The sequence below is a fragment of the Hylemonella gracilis ATCC 19624 genome, from assembly GCF_000211835.1.
Classification (GTDB): Bacteria; Pseudomonadota; Gammaproteobacteria; order Burkholderiales; family Burkholderiaceae_C; genus Hylemonella; species Hylemonella gracilis.
In genome coordinates, this window is the sequence record NZ_AEGR01000109.1 from 1 (window position 1) to 16,716 (window position 16,716).

Genomic DNA, 16,716 nt, shown 5'->3' on the forward strand with positions numbered 1-16,716 from the left:
GCCCCCTCGGGGGGCAGCGAACCTCGCGCAGCGGGGAGCGTGGGGGCCTTATTTTCCGGCCACAGCCCCGACATCCATTCGCCGATCTGCTCCCGCGTGGCCTGCGCGGTCGGCAGGCCGGGGCTCAGGCGCCCCTGCGCGATGACGACCAGGCGGTCGCAGATTTCGAACAGCTCGTCCAGCTCCTCGCTGACCACCAGCACCGCGCACCCCGCGTCACGCAAGGCCAGCAGCTCCGCGCGGATCTGCGCCGCCGCGCCGACATCCACGCCCCAAGTCGGTTGCGAGACGATCAGCAATTTCGGGGCCGCGTCAATCTCGCGTCCGACAATGAATTTCTGCAGATTGCCGCCCGACAGCGACTTGGCGGCAGCACCCGCGCCACCATGAGGACCACCGGCCTTCACCTTGAAGCGCGCGATCACCGAGGCCGCCTGGGCGCGCAGCGCGCCATGGCGCAACCAGCCCCCCCTGACGTGTTCGCGGCGGGTGAGCGGCAGGTTGTCCGCCAGGCTGAGCACGGGCACCGCGCCCCGTCCCAGCCGTTCCTCGGGCACGAAATGCAAGCCCAGCCCACGGCGCTTGTCCGGTCCCAAGGCACCTGCGGCGCGGCCGAAGATCTGAATGGCGTGCGGCACGGCGCGACGGTCTTCACCGGACAGCGCGTACAGCAACTCCTTCTGGCCATTGCCCGACACCCCCGCGATGCCCAGCACCTCGCCCGCGCGCAGCTCGAAACCCACGCCGTCCAAGTCGACGCCGAATTGGTCTTCGCGCGGCAAGCTCAGGCCCGACACGCGCAGCACCACCTCGCCGGGCACGCGCGCACGGTGCTCAAGTGCGGGCGGCTCCGCGCCGATCATCATGCGGCTCAGCGAGGCATTGCTCTCCTGGCGCGGGTCGCATACGCCCGTAACCTTGCCCCCGCGCAGCACCGTGCAGGCGGTGCACAGGGCGCGGATTTCGTGCAGCTTGTGGCTGATGTAGAGGATGCTGCAGCCCTGCGCCGACAACTGGCGCAGCACGACGAAGAGGCGCTCCACCGCCTGGGGTGTCAGCACCGAGGTCGGCTCGTCGAGGATGAGCAACTGCGGTTCGCCCAACAGCGCGCGGATGATTTCCACCCGCTGCATCTCGCCCACCGAGAGCGTGTGCACCGGGCGCTGAGGGTCGATCTCGAGCCCGTATTCGGCCGCTTTCTCGCGGATGCGGGCCGTCACCTCGGCCAAGGTCTGGCGCTTGTCCAGGCCGATCCAGACGTTTTCCGCCACGCTCAAGGTGTCGAACAGGCTGAAGTGCTGGAACACCATGCTGATGCCCAGGGCACGCGCCTCCTGCGGATTGCGGATGCGCACCGGCTGGCCGTTGTAGCGGACCTCGCCCTCGTCGGCCTGCACCGCGCCGTAGACGATCTTCATCAGCGTGGACTTGCCCGCGCCGTTCTCGCCCAGCAAGGCGTGGATTTCACCCGGCTGCACGGTGAGCGACACACCGTCGTTGGCCACCACGGCGGGATAGCGCTTGGTGATGCCCTGGAGTTCAAGACGGGGAGGCGGAGGCAGCGGCATGACGTCGGTGAAAAGAGGCCTTAGCTTAAGCGATATCTGTGCCAATTCAGACGCAGCCGCAGGGGTGGCGGCGGGCTGCGCAAGGCTCGGGAAGGCTGGTATGGTACGAGGCTTGCATCCCGTCCCCGCCATGAAACACCCCGTTCTGCAGTTCGTCCATCGCGGCGACATCGTCCGCCTGAGCGACGTCCCCCCCAGCCGCACCCTGCTGGAAGTGCTGCGCGAAGACCTGCAGTGCACCGCCGTCAAGGAAGGCTGCGGCGAGGGCGACTGCGGGGCCTGCACCGTGGTGCTGGGCGAGACCGACAACGGCACGCTGCGCTACCGCGCCATCAACAGCTGCATCCGCCTGGCGCATTCTGTGCAGGGCCAGGCGGTCTGGACCGCCGACGATTTGACGACCGGCATGGTGCCGGTGGCGACTGCGGCCCGGCCCAAGGCTGCATCTCAACCGGCATCTGCATCAGAGCCCGCACCAGCGTCTGCACCGGCACCTGGGCAAGACCGCCCTGCCCTGCACCCTTGCCAGCAGGCCATGGTGGACTGCCACGGCAGCCAGTGCGGCTTCTGCACCCCGGGTTTCGTGATGAGCCTGTTCGGCATGTACCAAGGCAAGGTGCTGAAGGGCGCGGCGATGGATCGCGCGACCGCCCAGGCCGACCTCTCGGGCAACCTCTGCCGCTGCACGGGCTACCGCCCCATCCTCGACGCGGCACAGCGCATGGCCGAGCTGCCGCGCGTGCGGGTGGACGAGGCGGCGGTGCTGCGGCAGCTGCAGTCGATCCCGACGGAACCGGCCCTGGACCCGGGGTCGAACCCGGACTACCTCGCCCCCGCCACGCTGGCCGAGCTGCTGGCCGCGCGCGCCGCGGTTCCCCTGGCGCAGATCGTCGCGGGCACGACAGACGTGGGCCTGTGGGTGACCAAGCAGCATCGGCAATTCGAACGGGTTCTGGACGTGACACGCGCCGCCGAGCTGCGTCGCATCGAGCGTTACCCCCATCACATCGCCATCGGCGCGGCCGTGCCCCTGCAAGACGCCTACGCCGCGCTGGTGGCCGACCGGCCGCAACTGCGCAAGTTCGCCGAGCGCTTCGCGGGCCTGCCGGTGCGCAACTCGGGCACCCTGGGCGGCAACGTCGCCAACGGCTCACCCATCGGCGACTCCATGCCCTTGCTGATCGCGCTGGGCGCCAGCCTCGTGCTGATGGCTGCGCGCCAGGGCCGCCTCGTGTCCCGCGAACTGCCGCTCGAAAGTTTCTATACCGGCTACCGCAAGAACCAACTCGCGGCGGATGAATTGCTGGCCTGGATCAAGGTGCCCTTGCCTACCGCTGGCGCAACGAGCGCCGCGCCGAGCGTGGGGGCTGAATATCTCAAGGTCTACAAGATTTCCAAGCGGCAAGACGACGACATCTCCGCCGTCTGCCTGGCGCTGAACCTGAGCGTGCGGGACGGCCTGATCACACAAGCCCGCATCGGCGCGGGCGGGGTGGCGGCCACGCCGGCGCGCGCTTGGCAAACGGAAGCTGCCCTGGAAGGCCAGCCCTGGTCGCGGGCCAGCCTGGAACAAGCCGCTCAGGTGCTGACCCAGGAATTCGCCCCGATCTCCGACATGCGCGCCAGCGCCGACTACCGGCGCGGCCTGCTGGCGCAACTGCCGCTGCGCTACTGGGAGGAATTCGAGGTCAGCGAGCCCGTGCGCCTGGAGGATCTGTCATGAGCGCCCACGACATGCTGAACCTCCAGGTCACCGCTAGCGGCCAATCGCTGGTCCACGAGAGCGCGCGCCTGCAGGTGCAGGGCCTGGCGCCCTACATTGATGACCTGCCCGAGCTGCGCGGCACGCTGCACGCCGCGCCCATCCTGTCGCCCATCGCGCATGGGCGTTTGCGCGGCATCGACCCCCAAGCCGCGCTGGCCATGCCCGGCGTGGTCGACGTGGTGCTGGCGGCAGACATCCCCGGTGACCGCTACCTGGCAACCCCCGCGCACGACGAGCCCATCTTCGCCGTCGACACCGTGCAACACGTCGGCCAAGTCGTGGGCCTGGTGGTGGCCCGCACCGTGATGCAGGCCCGCCGCGCGGCCCGCGCTATTCAACAGCAATTGGCCAGCCGCATCGAGGCCCTGCCCGCCGTGCTGGACGCGCGCACCGCGCACGCGCAGCAAAGCTATGTGCTGCCGCCCGTGACCGTGCAGCGCGGCGCACCCGACGAAGCCCTGGCCCAGGCCGAGCACCGCCTGAGCGGTCGCTTCGAGGTCGGTGGCCAGGAGCATTTCTACCTCGAAGGCCAAATCGCCTACGCCCAGCCGCAGGAGGGCGAGCGCGGCCGCCGGCAATGGCTGATCCACAGCAGCAGCCAGCACCCCGGCGAGGTGCAGCACTGGGTGGCGCATGCGCTGGGCCTCGACGGCCACGACGTGCAGGTGGTCTGCCGCCGCATGGGCGGGGGTTTCGGCGGCAAGGAAACCCAGGCCGGGCACCTCGCCGTCTGGACCGCGCTGGCCGCGCGCAAGACGGGCGCGCCGGTCAAGCTGCGGCTGGACCGAGACGATGATTTCATGGTCACCGGCAAGCGCCATCCCTTCGCCTACGACTACGAAGCGGGCTTTGACGGCAGCGGGCGCCTCACGGCGCTCAAGCTCACCATGCTGGTGAACTGCGGCTTCTCCGCTGATCTCTCCGGCCCCGTGGCCGACCGCGCCATCTTCCACAGCGACAACGCCTATTACCTCAGCGACGTGTGCATCCGCAGCTACCGCTGCAAGACGAACACCCAGAGCCACACGGCCTTTCGCGGCTTCGGCGGGCCGCAGGGCGTGATCGCCATCGAGACCATCCTGGGCGACATCGCGCGCCACCTCGGGCTGGACGCGCTGGACGTGCGGCTGCGCAATCTGTACAGCGACGAAGTCATCCCGCCGCGCAACGCGACCGAGCCTGTGCAGCGCCGCGACACCACGCACTACCAGATGCGCGTGGAAGACAACATCCTGCAGCCCCTGATGGACGAGCTGGCCAGGACCTCGCGCTACCGCGAGCGCCGCGCCGAGATCGCCACGTGGAACCGCACGCACGCGGTGATCAAGAAAGGCCTGGCGCTCACGCCCGTGAAGTTCGGCATCAGCTTCACCGCCACGCTCTTCAACCAGGCCGGCGCGCTGGTGCATGTCTACGCGGACGGCAGCGTGCTGGTCAACCACGGCGGCACCGAGATGGGCCAGGGTCTGCACACCAAGATCGGGCAGATCGTGGCCGACGAACTGGGCGTGCCGAACGACTGGGTGCGGCTCTCGGCCAGCGACACCGCGCGCGTGCCCAACGCCAGCGCCACGGCGGCGTCCAGCGGCACCGACCTCAACGGCCGCGCCGCGCAGTTCGCCGCGAGGCAGGTGCGCGACAACCTGGCGGCCTTCGTCGCCGGGCTGGACCATTGCGGCGCGGGCGAGATCCGTTTCATGGGTGGGCGGGTCTTGGGCCCGGGCCGTGACGGTCAGCCGTCGACGCGCGATTTCCGCGAGGTGGTCAAGGTGGCTTACGCCAACCGCATCCAGCTTTGGAGCGACGGTTTCTACCGCACGCCCAAGATCCACTACGACAAGACCACGTTGACCGGCCGTCCCTTTTATTACTTCGCCTATGGCGCCGCGTGCAGCGAGGTCGCCATCGACACCCACACCGGCGAGACCCGCGTGCTGGCCGTGGACATCCTGCACGACGTAGGCCGCAGCATCAACCCGGCCATTGACTTGGGCCAGGTGGAAGGCGGCTTCATTCAGGGCATGGGATGGCTCACGAGCGAGGAACTGGTGTGGGACCAGAGCGGCAAACTGGCCACGCACGCGCCCAGCACCTACAAGATCCCCGCCACTGGGGACCTGCCACCGCGCTGGCGCGTGGACTTCTGGCCCGAGGCCAACCGCGAAGACAATGTGCATGGCAGCAAGGCCGTGGGCGAACCGCCCTTCATGCTGGCCATCAGCGTGTGGGAAGCGATCCGCGATGCGATCGCGGCGGCTCGCCATGCGTCACGGGGCCAGCCCATGGCGCGACCGGACGGCGACTCCGCCCGCTCAGACCAGCATGCCCAGGTGCCCATCGATGCCCCGGCGACGCCCGAGCGCGTGTTCAAGGCACTGCGTGCCTGAGCGGCCCCGTCGCGACACGCTGTCCCAACCCATCCAAGTGCTAGCGCGGACGGGCATGCGGAGAACCTGGGACAAACACCTGAGGAAACTCGTCAACTGCGCGACATCCAACGGTCAAATGCGGCGCATACCATCGCGGACCCGCCTCGTTACCAGGAGCGTCCCATGCTGTTCACACGCCGTGCCGTCACCGCCGCGGCCCTCATGCTGGCCACGGCCCTGAGCCTGCTTACCGGCTGCGCCGCGCCCAGCGCCAAGTCCTCCATGTCAGACTCCTCCGCGACTTACCCGCCCATCGTCTTCGTGCACGGCAACGGCGACAGCGCCGCGCTGTGGCTGACCACGCTCTGGCGCTTTGAATCCAACGGTTGGCCGCGCGAGCGCCTGCATGTCATCGAGCTGCCTTACCCGCTGGCGCGCGACAACGACAGCAAGGCCCAGCCGGGCCGCAGCGGGACCGCCGAGCACATGGCCTATCTGAAGGGCGAAGTCGAGCGGGTGCTGCGCAGCAACGGTGCCTCGCAGGTGGTGCTGATGGGCAATTCACGCGGCGGTTACGCCATCCGCAACTACATCCAGAATGGCGGCGCCGCCACGGTCTCGCACGCGGTCCTGGGCGGCACGCCCAACCACGGCGTCTGGGCCATCCAGGGCTACAACGAAGGCAGCGAGTTCTCGGGCACGGGTGCATTTCTCAAAGGCCTGAACGCGCCCAAGAACGCCAACGGCGACGAGGTCACGAGCCCGGTGCGCTGGATGACCGTGCGCAGCGACAAGAACGACAAGTACGCGCAACCGGACGGCCTCTGGATCGGCGCCAAGGGCACGCCAACGAACGTGGGCTACGACGGCCCCGAGCTGATGGGCGCGCGCAACGTGGTCATCGCGGGCCTGGACCATCGGGAAACGTCGTTTGCGCCCACGGCGTTCGCAGCGGCCTTCGAGTTCCTGACCGGCCGCGCGCCCAAGGTGGACATCGTGCCCGAGGCCCAGGTGGCACTCAGCGGTGTCGTCACCGGCCTGGGCTTGAACCCCAATGACCCCGCCAGCGGTGACTATGTGAACAACCTGCCGCTTGCGGGCGCTGAGCTGAGCATCTACGAAACCGATGCCGCCACGGGCCAGCGTCTGGGTGCGCCGGTCTACACCCGCAAGACCGGACCCGACGGGCGCTGGGGGCCGTTCAGCCCCCGCGCCGGTGTGACCCATGAATTCGAACTCAAGGCCACGGGATACGCCACCACACACTTCTACCGTAGCCCCTTCCCGCGTTCCAGCAGCATCCTCAATCTGCGCCCTGAACGCGTGACGGCTGCTGCCGACAAAGAGGCTCAGGCGCTGGTGATCTTCACGCGCCCGCGTGGCTACTTCGACGCCCAGCGCGACACCCTGCGCTTCGATGGGCGGACTCCGCCGCCGGGCGTTCCGCCCGCGGGCGCGGGTGTGTCCAGTTCACGCCTGCGCCTGGACAACGCGGCCGACCGCGCGATCACGGCCGAGTTCAACGGCGAGCGGCTCGCGGGCCGTGTCTGGCCCGCGGCGGCGGGCCATGTGTCGGTGCTGGAACTGACGTACTGAATGATTCGAGGCCTGGCGCGCACCTGTGCGGCCCGACACCGAAGCGCAAGCGGTGCTCACATGGCCTTGAACAACTGCGCGTAAAGGCGGCTGACCGGTAATTTTTCCGGTCGCGTCTTCAAGGCCAGGGACAGTTTGCCCGCCTCATCGCGCAACACACTCTCGATCGCGGTGGCGCGCACCACGGTACCACGGTGCACTTGCCAGAAGACAGCAGGGTCCAGCTGCGGCAGCAACTCTTTGAGCGGCGTGCGGATCAGTACCTCGCCCGCCTCGGTCACGACGCGCAGGTACTTGTCCGCGGCCTCGACATAGACCACGTCCTCCACCGGCACCAGGCGCAGAGAGTTGCCCACGCTGGCCTGGATCACCTTGAGCGGCGCCTGCGCGGCACCCGCCGGCACCGACGAGCTGGAGGCCAGCAACTGGCGCAGCTGTTCCAGCGTGGCGTCCATCGGCAGTGTGGCGCGCCGAGCCAGCAGACCGCGCACCCTCTCCACCGTCTTGCGCAAACGCTCAGGCTGAACCGGCTTGAGCACGTAGTCGACCGCCTGCGCGTCGAAGGCCTGCACGGCGTACTGGTCGTAGGCGGTGACGAACACCAGCGCCGGGAAAGGCCATTCCAGTGGCCAGGCCTCGGCCAGGTCGGCTGCGGCCTCCAGGCCACCCTGGCCCGGCATGCGGATGTCGAAGAACAGCACATCGGGACGGTGCAGCAAGGCGGCCTGAACCGCCGCCGCGCCATCGCCCACGATGGACACGATGGACAGCTCGGGCCAGGCCCGGGCCAGTTCCGCTTGCAGCGCCTGCGCCAGCAGGGGTTCGTCTTCGGCGATCAGGGCGGTGGGCCGGGTCATGGGGTGGTACGGGTTGTGATGCGTGGACTCTTGGGCGGACTCTTGTGCTGATTCATGCGCCGATTCATGCACTCAGAGGCAAGGTGATCCGGGTGCGTGCGCCCATGCCTGGGGCACTCTCGAATTCATACCGGGCCGACTCGCCATACTGAGTTGCCAGGCGCTCGCGCACTTGCGCGAGCCCAAAGCCGCCGCTTCCACCGTCAGGACCACCAGCAGCACCTTGTGCCGCCTCAGTCTGTCCGACGCCGCTGTCGCTGACCTCCAGCACCAGCCACGCGCTCTCCCGGCTCGCCCGCACTTCGATGCGTCCGCCTCGCACCTGGGGCTCCAGCCCATGCCGGATGCTGTTTTCCACGATGGGCTGCAACAGCAAGGGCGGCACCGCCTGTGCGGCCAGTTCCGGCGGCAGCACCAGCTCGTAGCTCAGGCGCGGCCCCATGCGGATCGCCATCAAAGCGAGGTAGTCGCGCAGGCGGTCGAATTCGAACTGCAAGGCATGGGTGGTGGCGCGGGAAGCGTCCAGCGTCGCGCGCAGGTAGGCGATCATGTGGTCCAGCATTTGCTGGGCGCGCGGCGGATCGAGCGCGATCAGCGCGCGCAAATTGGCCAGCGTGTTGAACAGCATGTGCGGCTCCAGCTGTGTTTCCAGCAGCTTCAAGCGTGCCTCGTTGGCATGCCGTTGCACCTCACCCATCCTGCGTTCGAGGTGGCTGCGTCGCCCCGCGTTGTAGAAGTAGTAGCTGCCCGCGATGCCGGCCAGGGCGGTGATCAGCACCGACTGGCGCGCCAGCACCACGGGGTCGGGCCGCGGCCCCGTGTGCAAGCCGAGCGTCCTGCAAAGGATGTCCCCCAGCGCCGTGCCAGCGAAGTAGCCGATCGCGATGGCCGTGGCCACCAGCGCCACGCCCGCCAGCCCCTTGGGCCAGCCGGTCTCGGCGGACGAAGGCAAGAGATGACGCGGAAAATCGACGCAGGCCCAGGTGATGAGGCCAACGCACAAGGAATAGACGAGTTGCGCGCCATAGCCGCGTTCAGGCAGAAAGGCGTATTGAATGGTCGCGATCGCCAGGCAGAAAGCCAGCACCTGCAACAGGTGCCGCAGTTTCGCGACCGGATCGATCCCCCTCATCGACCGGTGCGCCGCAGGCGCTCACGCTCGTGCTCGATCAAACGCTCGCGCACGCCACTGCCGCCACCCAGCACGAACACGGCGATGCCATGCAGCACCACGCCCAGGCCCCAGCCCAGCGCGGGGTAGATGCTCCAATGCCGATGACCCACGCCCAACTCGGAGAGGACAAAGAAGGCGCCGTTGAACAGCAGGTAGACGCCAACATGGACGTACCAGCCCAGCTTGGCGCCGGCGCGGCGGCGAGCGAGTCGTTCAATCTGTTCGGGGCTGAGAGGGGTGGACATCGTGGCGATTCTAGGTTTTGGAAACCAGGTTCTAGGGCAGCAAATGGTTAACCAAGTATTGAATGATGCGCTCGTGGGCCTGGGGCACTTGAGCGCGGTCAAAACCGGGCGGATCGGCCAGCAAGCGCGCCACTTGGCCGCTCAGATCTGGGACTTGCGGAGAGATGAGCGAGCCATGCCCAGCCATCGGCAAGTCGACCACCAGTGTGCAAGAGACGCAGGCTTTCAACACCGGCTCAACGTGATACACAGGCTTGAGCCAAGCGTCCTGGCCATTGCGCACCAAGCCCAGCGGCACGGCGGGCCGCGCCAGGGAAGCTGGGTCGAAGTCCGCGGCAAAAGGCACTTCGGCCACGGTGGCCGCGATGCGCGGATCGGTATGACCGTACCACTGCGTGTCGTCCAGCAAGAAGCCGATGAAGAAACGCGCCACCGATTTCTTCATGCCATCGGCCCAGTTGCCTTTGAGTTCCAGCGTCAGACCCACGCAGGCTGTGAAATCATCGTCGATGTGGGCCTCGCAGTGCGCGCGCAACGCGGAAGGCGACCAGCGCCCGCCCGCCAGCGCGAGCGCGGTGTGCCCGCCCGCGGACATGCCCCACATGCCCACGCGATCCAGCCGCACCAGCGGGGCCAGCTGCGGATCGGCGCCCACGGCGTCGATGGCGCGGGACACCTCGTGCGGACGCCGCTTCCAGGACGGAGGACCGATCATGCCGTGGTCGTGCCAGTTGTCCCCTTTGTGTTCGGGCAGCGCGACGACAAAACCCGCACGGACCAGTCGGATCGCGAAGTCGCTGTAGATCCAGGGCGAACCACCAGAGCCATGCGAGAGCACCACCAGCCGGCCATTGCCACGCACCGGCACGACATCGGGAGCGACGTGCAAGGTGAAGGGCCCGCGCACCGTGGCTTGGGCCGGTGCATCGCTGGGGTAAAAGACCGTGACCGGCCCGTCGCCCGACAGGCCGGGCAACTCACGCAGGCCCACTTGGGCTTGGGCGTGGAGTTGGGTTTGCGCCGCGATGGCCGTGAGGACAGCGAGACCGGGCAGGATGCCTCGCACTCGGCGCCAGGATGGGAAGCTCATGAGGGCGTGCCTCCGCGCTGCGCCTGCAGCCGGCGACGCTCCCGCTGCACCAGACGCTCGTGCACGCCGCTGGTGAGCACGAACACCACCGCGCCGTGGATCGCGAGACCGATGCCCCAGCCCATCGCGGGATAGATGGCCCAGCCGCGCGGGCTCTGCGCCGACAAGATCATCAGCAACAGGTTGACGGCAACGTAGACGGTGGCGTGGATGTACCAACCGAGCTTGGCGCCGGCGCGGCGGCGGGCCCGGCGTTCGAGGTCGTGCGTTTCAGTGTCATGGAATCGCATGGTGCTTCTCCTGGAGACGAGCATGGAAGGGAAAGATGAGGTGACCCGTCGAACTCAGGCGGCGAGGATGGGCCGGCTCCTCAGGGCCAATTTCCAGAGCCGGGCAGCACGACCGACGAACAGCCCGGTGAAGGCGCCATACAGTACGGCGACGGTCAGCGCATAGGACGACTCGTTCATGAGCTGCGGGGCCATGGCACGGTCCACACCCACCCCATACTTGACCAAGAAGATGCCCAGCATGAGCAGCAGGGGCACCACGCTGCCGGGAATGGCATAAGTGCGGGTGGAAGCGTCATAGCGCGCTCGTGCCGGCAAGCGCGCCACGACGGCAAAGACCGCGAGGGCGGTCACGATCCAGACCGCCAGGGCCTCGGCCAGCAGGGTGGACGCGCCGAAGGCAGACACCGTGCCCCAGATGGAGAACGCCGTCATGGCCAACGGGGTCACGGAAACGCGGGCCAGACTGGCCTGGCGATCCTTAAGTTGACTGGCGCCGAGGACAGCCAGGCCAGCAGCAATGCCCCAAACCCAGCCCGGCGTGGCGCTAACGACCGATGGCAAGGCTTCAGGGTGTTGAGAGAGCAGTTGAATCAGCATGACGTACTCCTGGTGGGTTGATGGCGGCACTGTGCAGCGCCAGCTGCGGGAATACAAACGGACTGTGACCAAACGCGGAAAGCGAGGAGTGAAATGCAGCCCACGCGGTGCGGAAGGTGAGGGAGGTGCGGTGCCCCTGATATTGCACAATGGTGCACATGCGAGAAAAAAGCATTCAGGGACGTGATTCAGATTCAGTAGGGGAGACACCGGCCACCCGCTGGCGCGGGAGGCTCCTTCCCCTCGTGCTGCTGGCCAGCTTGCTCGCGGGCTGCGCGGGCAGTTCGATCTTCATCCCCTACCCCAACACGGCGCAGGCCTACCGGCAAGCCCTGGATACGGGTAAACCCGAAAACGGTGTCAAAGCCATCGGCAGCAAGACCCAAAGTGCCGACGGCATGCTCTACCTGCTAGAGCGCGCGCGCATCCAGCAGCTGGAAGGTCGCACCGATGGCAGCAAGACCGATTTCGACGCCGCCATCGCGCGCTTCCAGGCCCAGGACGAACGCGCCACCATTTCGGCCTCGGCCCTGGCGGCCTCGGGGCTCAGCCTCTACAGCAACGACAACGCTCGGCCTTACCAGGGGCGCACCTATGAACGGGTGTTTGTCCACCAGTACCAAGCCCTGAATTACCTGGCCAAGGGCGACGTGCAAGGTGCGCTGGTGGAAGTGCGCAGGGCCAACCTCGTGCAGGTGGAGGCGCTGGCCAAGAAGGCGGACGCGGTCGACGAAGCGCGGGAAAAATCCGAACGGGACGCCCGGTCCAAGGGGCTCAACCCCGAAAACTACGACAAGTTCTTCAACGAGATGGACCTCGCGGCCGGCCGCGTCAAGTCCAGTTTCCAAAACGCGGCCACCTTCTACCTGTCGGCCCTGATCTACGAGGCCACGGGCCAGACCAACGACGCCTACATTGACTACCGCAAGGCGCTCGAAATCGCACCCGACAACCCCTACCTGCAAAAAGACGTGGTGCGCACGGGCCTGCGGTCCGGCATGGACGATGCCAAGAAGCTGGCCCAGCAGCTCAAGCTACCGACCACGGCGGCAGCGGTCGCCCCGGCCGAGGGCGAGGGTGAACTGGTGGTCTATTTGGAAGAAGGGTTGGCACCGGTCAAGCAGCCCGTGACCATCCCGGTCTACACCGTCAACACGGCCAACTACGTCAGCTTCCCTGTGTACCGCTCGGTACCGGCGCCGCAAGCCTATTCCCTGGCCGTGAACGGTGTCACGCACCAGACCCAGCTGTTGACCGACACGCGCGCGCTGGCCGTGCGCACGCTCAAGGACGAAGTGTGGGATCTGCTGGTGCACTCCTTCCTGCGCTTGATCGCCAAGCAGGAACTGCAACGCAATGCCGCGCGCAAGAGCCAGAAAAGCGACGAGGCCTTGATACTGGGCCTCGCGACGATGCTGTTCACCGTGGCCACCGACCAGGCCGACCTACGTTCCTGGCTTACCCTGCCAGGCAGCGCGCAGGTGATGCGTCTGTCCCTCGCCGAAGGCGAACACCAAATTGCCCTGCCTAACCGGCCGGGGCAGGCACCGATCACGGTACAGATTCGCAAGGGCAAGCCGACCTTGCTGCACCTGACCGTTTTGCCGGGTAGTATCTACAGCCGGGTTTATCCTCTGTGATGGAGTTCCTCATGAAACAAGTCTTGTCCTACCTCACCCCCGCGGGCGCCGCGCGCCTCGGCGTGCCCCTGCTCCTGAGCCTGGTGCTGGCCGCTTGCAGCTCGTCCTCCTTGATCGACTACCGCGGTGGCGCGTTCGAGGACGACATCGAAGTCGAAAAGACCTCCCTCTCGCTGGTCGAAGGCGGCTTGCCCCAAGCCCGCGCCGTTCTGAAGAACGACACCAGCAAGGACCTGAAGTTCGAATACAAGTTTGTCTGGCTCGACACCGAAGGCGTGCCGCTCGACGAGACCGACCGTCCCTGGCGGCCCGCCAAGCTGTCCGGCAAGGACCGCATGACCGTCACCGGCACGGCACCGTTTGACCGCGCCCGCCGTTTCCAGATCCAGATCCGCGAACCGCAGGAAATCAAGAAGTGAGACTTCACATGAACCACAGCCTTTCCCACACGATCAAAACCTCCACGTCCACGGTCTTGCTGGCCGCCGCAGCGCTGGGCCTGCTCGGCCTGTCTGGCTGCGCCTCCAAGGTTCAGTACGGCGACGCCACCGGCGTGGAAACCGTGAACACCGACTTCGGCTCCAGCGATCTGCAGATGATCGCCGAGAAGATGGTGGACGACCTGCTCTCCTCGCCCGCGATGCGCGACATCGCGCCCAATGGTGAGCGCCCGATCCTCTTCATCGAGAGCATCAAGAACAAGACCGTCGAGCACATCGACACCGAGTCGATCACCGACACCATCTCGACCAAGCTGCTGAACTCCCGCCGCTTCCGCTTCGTGGACATGACCCGCATGGATGCGGTGCAGAAGCAACTGGACTACCAGAAGAACAGCGGCCTGGTGGATGAAACCAAGGCAGCGCAGATGGGTCGCCAACTGGGCGCGAAGTTCATGCTCTACGGCAACCTGGCCTCGATCACCAAGTCGGCCGGCTCGACCAAGGACATCTACTACAAGTTCACGCTCAAGCTGTCCAACATCGAGAGCGGCATCGTGGAGTTCCAGAGCGAGAAGGAAATCCGCAAGACCCGCACGAAGAGCTTGTTCGGCGGTTGATCCTCCCCTGAGCGCGCCCCCGGTCCGGGGCGCGCGCTCAGCGCGGCCCCTGCGCAGGCAGTTGCAGGAGTTGCGCGGCGACCGCGACCGCGATCACCTCAGGCTGCTTGCGGAATTCGCCCGCGATGCCCTGCACCCCGATGGGGCAGGTCACGCGGGCGAAGTCTTGTTCGCCAAATCCACGTGCCTCCAAACGGTGTCGGAAGGTCGCCCACTTGCTGCGGCTGCCAATCAAACCGATGTAGGGCAGATCGTTCTGACGCCGCGCGCGCGTCAAGCAGGCAGCCAGGATGTCCAGGTCTTCCGCGTGGCTGAAGCTCATGATCAGCACGGCGCTGCCTGGCGTCAGATCGCCCACGGCGGCCTGCACGGGCTCCGAATGTTCACAGCGCAAGCGCCCGGTGCTCGCCAGGATGTCGGCTGGAAAGATGCCTTCCCGGCTGTCGATCCAGTGCAAGGCGAAAGGCAGATCCGCGAGCAAGCGGGCCAAGGCTTGCCCCACATGGCCACCGCCGAAGAGGGCCACCGGCAAGGCGGACACGGCGTCGGTGCGCGGTCCAGCGGCCAGGGCCTGCGCCTCGCTGGCGTCCAACACGTCGTACCGCAGCCAAACCACCCCCCCGCAGCATTGACCCAGACTGGGGCCCAATGCCTTGCGCTGGTCAAGTTCAGAAAGCGCGGTCTGGCCGGACAGCAAGGCCTGGGCGTGGGCGATGGCCTCGAATTCCAGGTGTCCCCCGCCGATGGTGCCCGTCACCTTGGTGTTGATCAGCGGGCCGTCCTTCGGCACCTTCAGCTCACGTGCCAGGGCAGCGGAGGGGACTGGCTCGACCAACATCCAGGCGCCCACTTCGCGCGGGGCTGAGCCCTCGGTGCGCACGATGCGCACCCGCACTGCGGCGTCATTCAAGACCGTGGCCATGCGCGGTGCCGCCGGTCAGATCCGCCGCGAGGCGGCTACGGGGCACGCGAGAACCCAGGTCACCCCGCCACGGCTGAATGACGATGACATTGGCGCACCCGCCTCGGGCACGGGCCGCGTCAGCGGCCCTTCTTGACCTCGCCGGCCAAGTAATCGACCACCTGGAGCGAGCGCTCCATGCTGCGGGTGAGCGAGGCATCGGTGTAGTAACGGCCGGCGACGCCCAAGGCCGGCACACCATCCACCTGGTAAGCGCTGACCAGTTGATTGGCCCGCCCGACCTTGGCCGCGACGCTGAAGGAGTTGTAGGCGTCGGTGAACTGCTTCTTGTCCACGCCCTGGGTCGCGAGCCAGTCGGCCATGCCGGCGGGATCTTCGAGGCGCTGGCGGTCCACATGCACGGCGCGGAACACCTTGGCATGCAGCTGGTTCAACTGGCCCAGGGCCTCCAGCGCGTAATACAGCCGCTGGCGAGTTTCCGGGCGCGGACCCACGAAGGCCACGGGCACGCGGCGCAGCACCACGTCCTTGGGCAGGCGGCGGCTCCAGGCCTCCAACGTGGGCTCGAAGGCGTTGCAGTGCGGGCAGTAGTACGAGAAGAATTCAACCACCTCAACCTGACCCGCGGGCGTTTCCACGGGCGCGGGCTGCTTGAGCGGCAGGTAGTCACGGCCGCTCTCGAAACCCGGACCCTGGGCCGCGGCGTTCAGTGGAAACGTGGCCGGCAAAGCGACGGCACTGCCCAGGCCAGCGGCGGTCAAGGCGCGGTTGAATTCACGGCGTTGCATGGTGAGGGGACTCCTGGTCGCAATGGGGTTGGCGGGTTAAGGCGCGGACTGGGCGCGTGGACTGAGGCGAGCGGTCTCAGCGCTGGCCACGGACCTGGGCGGTCTGCTGGCCGGACGCCTTGAGTTGGCTCTCGGCGCGGTCGGCGTCTTCCTTGCGTTCGTAGGGGCCCACGCGCACGCGGTAGATCAGACGGCCCGAGGCATCCTCGGCCCGCAGCACGCGCGCCTGTACTCCCGACAAGGACAGGCGCGCGCGCTGCGCTTCGGCGTCCTCGGGCTTGTAATAGGCACCGACCTGGATGAAATAGGCCAGCGTGTTGGGGTTGTTGGTGTTGGTGGCCGCCTTGTTGTCTTCGCTGATCTTGGCGCGCGCCAGGTCACCCAGGGGATCGGCCGACTTGGCGGGCACCGTCACCGGCGCGGGCACGGGGGCCTCGGGCTCGGCGGGCGGCGGCGCGGGCCGGGTCTTGGTCGCCAGGGGGGCGTTAGGCTTCCAGTCCTTGTTGCGCTCCAGCTCGGCCGCGTCCTGTTCGGGCGTGCGGTTCTGGCCCTTGTTCATGAAGGGCACGGGCGTCTTGGTCACGTAAAGCGCCACCAGCAGCGCCACGGCCAAGCCGACGACGACGCCGATGATGAAACCGAGGAGCGTGCTGCCGCGTTGCTTGTTCATATCGCAGGAATGGGTTGCAGAAAATTCAAAGGAGCGTCAGACGCAGGGCAGGCGCGACCAGCCCATCAAGGTCGGTCGCGCA

At 67.2% G+C, this 16,716-nt stretch carries 16 protein-coding genes; 6 read left to right on the forward strand and 10 right to left on the reverse strand.

All coding sequences use genetic code 11. From position 1 onward, the window contains the following. Positions 1-1,568: ABC transporter ATP-binding protein (locus HGR_RS15900; RefSeq protein ID WP_006299399.1), on the reverse strand; the 1,568-nt coding region annotated here is incomplete at its 3' end. A 130-nt stretch (positions 1,569-1,698) separates the two neighbouring features. On the opposite strand from HGR_RS15900, the gene xdhA reads away from it, so the two are divergent. The 3 genes from xdhA (at position 1,699) to HGR_RS15915 (ending at position 7,298) form a co-directional block, all read left to right on the forward strand. Continuing rightward, positions 1,699-3,291: a xanthine dehydrogenase small subunit gene (gene xdhA, locus HGR_RS15905; protein WP_006299400.1), complete on the forward strand. Its 1,593-nt coding sequence runs from the start codon at positions 1,699-1,701 to the stop codon at positions 3,289-3,291. Continuing rightward, on the forward strand, positions 3,288-5,720 hold the full coding sequence (xdhB, locus tag HGR_RS15910; RefSeq protein ID WP_006299401.1) for a xanthine dehydrogenase molybdopterin binding subunit: 2,433 nt from the start codon (positions 3,288-3,290) through the stop codon (positions 5,718-5,720). Before xdhA ends, xdhB begins: the two co-directional genes overlap by 4 nt. 165 nt (positions 5,721-5,885) lie before the next feature. Next, the gene (locus HGR_RS15915) at positions 5,886-7,298 is read left to right on the forward strand and encodes a hypothetical protein (protein ID WP_006299402.1); all 1,413 of its coding nucleotides are present in this window, start codon (positions 5,886-5,888) and stop codon (positions 7,296-7,298) included. Between the two features lie 56 nt (positions 7,299-7,354). On the opposite strand, the gene HGR_RS15920 is transcribed toward HGR_RS15915, so the two are convergent. The 6 genes from HGR_RS15920 to HGR_RS15945 form a co-directional block, all read right to left on the reverse strand. Continuing rightward, a complete protein-coding gene (locus HGR_RS15920) occupies positions 7,355-8,155 on the reverse strand; it encodes a LytR/AlgR family response regulator transcription factor (protein ID WP_006299403.1) in 801 nt (266 codons plus the stop codon). Positions 8,156-8,219: 64 nt separating this feature from the next. Beyond that, complete coding sequence (locus tag HGR_RS15925; RefSeq protein ID WP_006299404.1) at positions 8,220-9,287, reverse strand: sensor histidine kinase; 1,068 nt, start codon at positions 9,285-9,287, stop codon at positions 8,220-8,222. Beyond that, complete coding sequence (locus HGR_RS15930; RefSeq protein WP_006299405.1) at positions 9,284-9,574, reverse strand: 2TM domain-containing protein; 291 nt, start codon at positions 9,572-9,574, stop codon at positions 9,284-9,286. The genes HGR_RS15925 and HGR_RS15930 overlap by 4 nt, the downstream gene beginning before the upstream one ends. Before the next feature lie 31 nt (positions 9,575-9,605). Then, positions 9,606-10,664, reverse strand: a complete 1,059-nt coding sequence (locus HGR_RS15935; RefSeq protein ID WP_006299406.1) for an alpha/beta hydrolase family protein — start codon at positions 10,662-10,664, stop codon at positions 9,606-9,608. After that, positions 10,661-10,954 carry a 2TM domain-containing protein gene (locus HGR_RS15940; RefSeq protein ID WP_006299407.1) on the reverse strand — a complete coding sequence of 98 codons (294 nt, stop codon included), beginning with the start codon at positions 10,952-10,954 and terminating at the stop codon, positions 10,661-10,663. Before HGR_RS15940 ends, HGR_RS15935 begins: the two co-directional genes overlap by 4 nt. Before the next feature lie 54 nt (positions 10,955-11,008). Further along, complete coding sequence (locus HGR_RS15945; RefSeq protein WP_006299408.1) at positions 11,009-11,554, reverse strand: DUF6622 family protein; 546 nt, start codon at positions 11,552-11,554, stop codon at positions 11,009-11,011. A gap of 245 nt (positions 11,555-11,799) precedes the next feature. Between HGR_RS15945 and HGR_RS15950 the strand changes: the two genes are divergently transcribed. Genes HGR_RS15950 through lpoB form a run of 3 tightly spaced genes read left to right on the forward strand, consistent with a single transcriptional unit; the run spans position 11,800 to position 14,254 of the window. Further along, positions 11,800-13,194 (forward strand): COG3014 family protein, encoded by a 1,395-nt coding sequence (locus tag HGR_RS15950; RefSeq protein ID WP_006299409.1) that lies wholly within the window; start codon positions 11,800-11,802, stop codon positions 13,192-13,194. Positions 13,195-13,205: 11 nt separating this feature from the next. Then, positions 13,206-13,613, forward strand: a complete 408-nt coding sequence (locus HGR_RS16920; RefSeq protein ID WP_006299410.1) for a YcfL family protein — start codon at positions 13,206-13,208, stop codon at positions 13,611-13,613. Between the two features lie 8 nt (positions 13,614-13,621). Then, positions 13,622-14,254 (forward strand): penicillin-binding protein activator LpoB, encoded by a 633-nt coding sequence (gene lpoB, locus HGR_RS15960; protein WP_006299411.1) that lies wholly within the window; start codon positions 13,622-13,624, stop codon positions 14,252-14,254. Positions 14,255-14,291: 37 nt separating this feature from the next. Here lpoB and xdhC read toward each other — a convergent pair whose 3' ends face one another. The 3 genes from xdhC to HGR_RS15975 form a co-directional block, all read right to left on the reverse strand. Further along, positions 14,292-15,176 carry a xanthine dehydrogenase accessory protein XdhC gene (gene xdhC / locus HGR_RS15965; protein ID WP_006299412.1) on the reverse strand — a complete coding sequence of 295 codons (885 nt, stop codon included), beginning with the start codon at positions 15,174-15,176 and terminating at the stop codon, positions 14,292-14,294. Positions 15,177-15,295: 119 nt separating this feature from the next. Then, on the reverse strand, positions 15,296-15,964 hold the full coding sequence (locus HGR_RS15970; RefSeq protein ID WP_006299413.1) for a thiol:disulfide interchange protein DsbA/DsbL: 669 nt from the start codon (positions 15,962-15,964) through the stop codon (positions 15,296-15,298). A 76-nt stretch (positions 15,965-16,040) separates the two neighbouring features. Next, positions 16,041-16,634 carry an SPOR domain-containing protein gene (locus tag HGR_RS15975; RefSeq protein ID WP_006299414.1) on the reverse strand — a complete coding sequence of 198 codons (594 nt, stop codon included), beginning with the start codon at positions 16,632-16,634 and terminating at the stop codon, positions 16,041-16,043. Positions 16,635-16,716 lie beyond the last annotated feature (82 nt).

Coding starts and splice junctions, on each gene's coding strand:
- xdhA (WP_006299400.1), top strand. CDS start 1,699: ATGAAACACCCCGTTCTGCAGTTCGTCCATCGCGGCGACATCGTCCGC.
- xdhB (WP_006299401.1), top strand. CDS start 3,288: ATGAGCGCCCACGACATGCTGAACCTCCAGGTCACCGCTAGCGGCCAA.
- HGR_RS15915 (WP_006299402.1), top strand. CDS start 5,886: ATGCTGTTCACACGCCGTGCCGTCACCGCCGCGGCCCTCATGCTGGCC.
- HGR_RS15920 (WP_006299403.1), bottom strand. CDS start 8,155: ATGACCCGGCCCACCGCCCTGATCGCCGAAGACGAACCCCTGCTGGCG.
- HGR_RS15925 (WP_006299404.1), bottom strand. CDS start 9,287: ATGAGGGGGATCGATCCGGTCGCGAAACTGCGGCACCTGTTGCAGGTG.
- HGR_RS15930 (WP_006299405.1), bottom strand. CDS start 9,574: ATGTCCACCCCTCTCAGCCCCGAACAGATTGAACGACTCGCTCGCCGC.
- HGR_RS15935 (WP_006299406.1), bottom strand. CDS start 10,664: ATGAGCTTCCCATCCTGGCGCCGAGTGCGAGGCATCCTGCCCGGTCTC.
- HGR_RS15940 (WP_006299407.1), bottom strand. CDS start 10,954: ATGCGATTCCATGACACTGAAACGCACGACCTCGAACGCCGGGCCCGC.
- HGR_RS15945 (WP_006299408.1), bottom strand. CDS start 11,554: ATGCTGATTCAACTGCTCTCTCAACACCCTGAAGCCTTGCCATCGGTC.
- HGR_RS16920 (WP_006299410.1), top strand. CDS start 13,206: ATGAAACAAGTCTTGTCCTACCTCACCCCCGCGGGCGCCGCGCGCCTC.
- lpoB (WP_006299411.1), top strand. CDS start 13,622: ATGAACCACAGCCTTTCCCACACGATCAAAACCTCCACGTCCACGGTC.
- xdhC (WP_006299412.1), bottom strand. CDS start 15,176: ATGGCCACGGTCTTGAATGACGCCGCAGTGCGGGTGCGCATCGTGCGC.
- HGR_RS15970 (WP_006299413.1), bottom strand. CDS start 15,964: ATGCAACGCCGTGAATTCAACCGCGCCTTGACCGCCGCTGGCCTGGGC.
- HGR_RS15975 (WP_006299414.1), bottom strand. CDS start 16,634: ATGAACAAGCAACGCGGCAGCACGCTCCTCGGTTTCATCATCGGCGTC.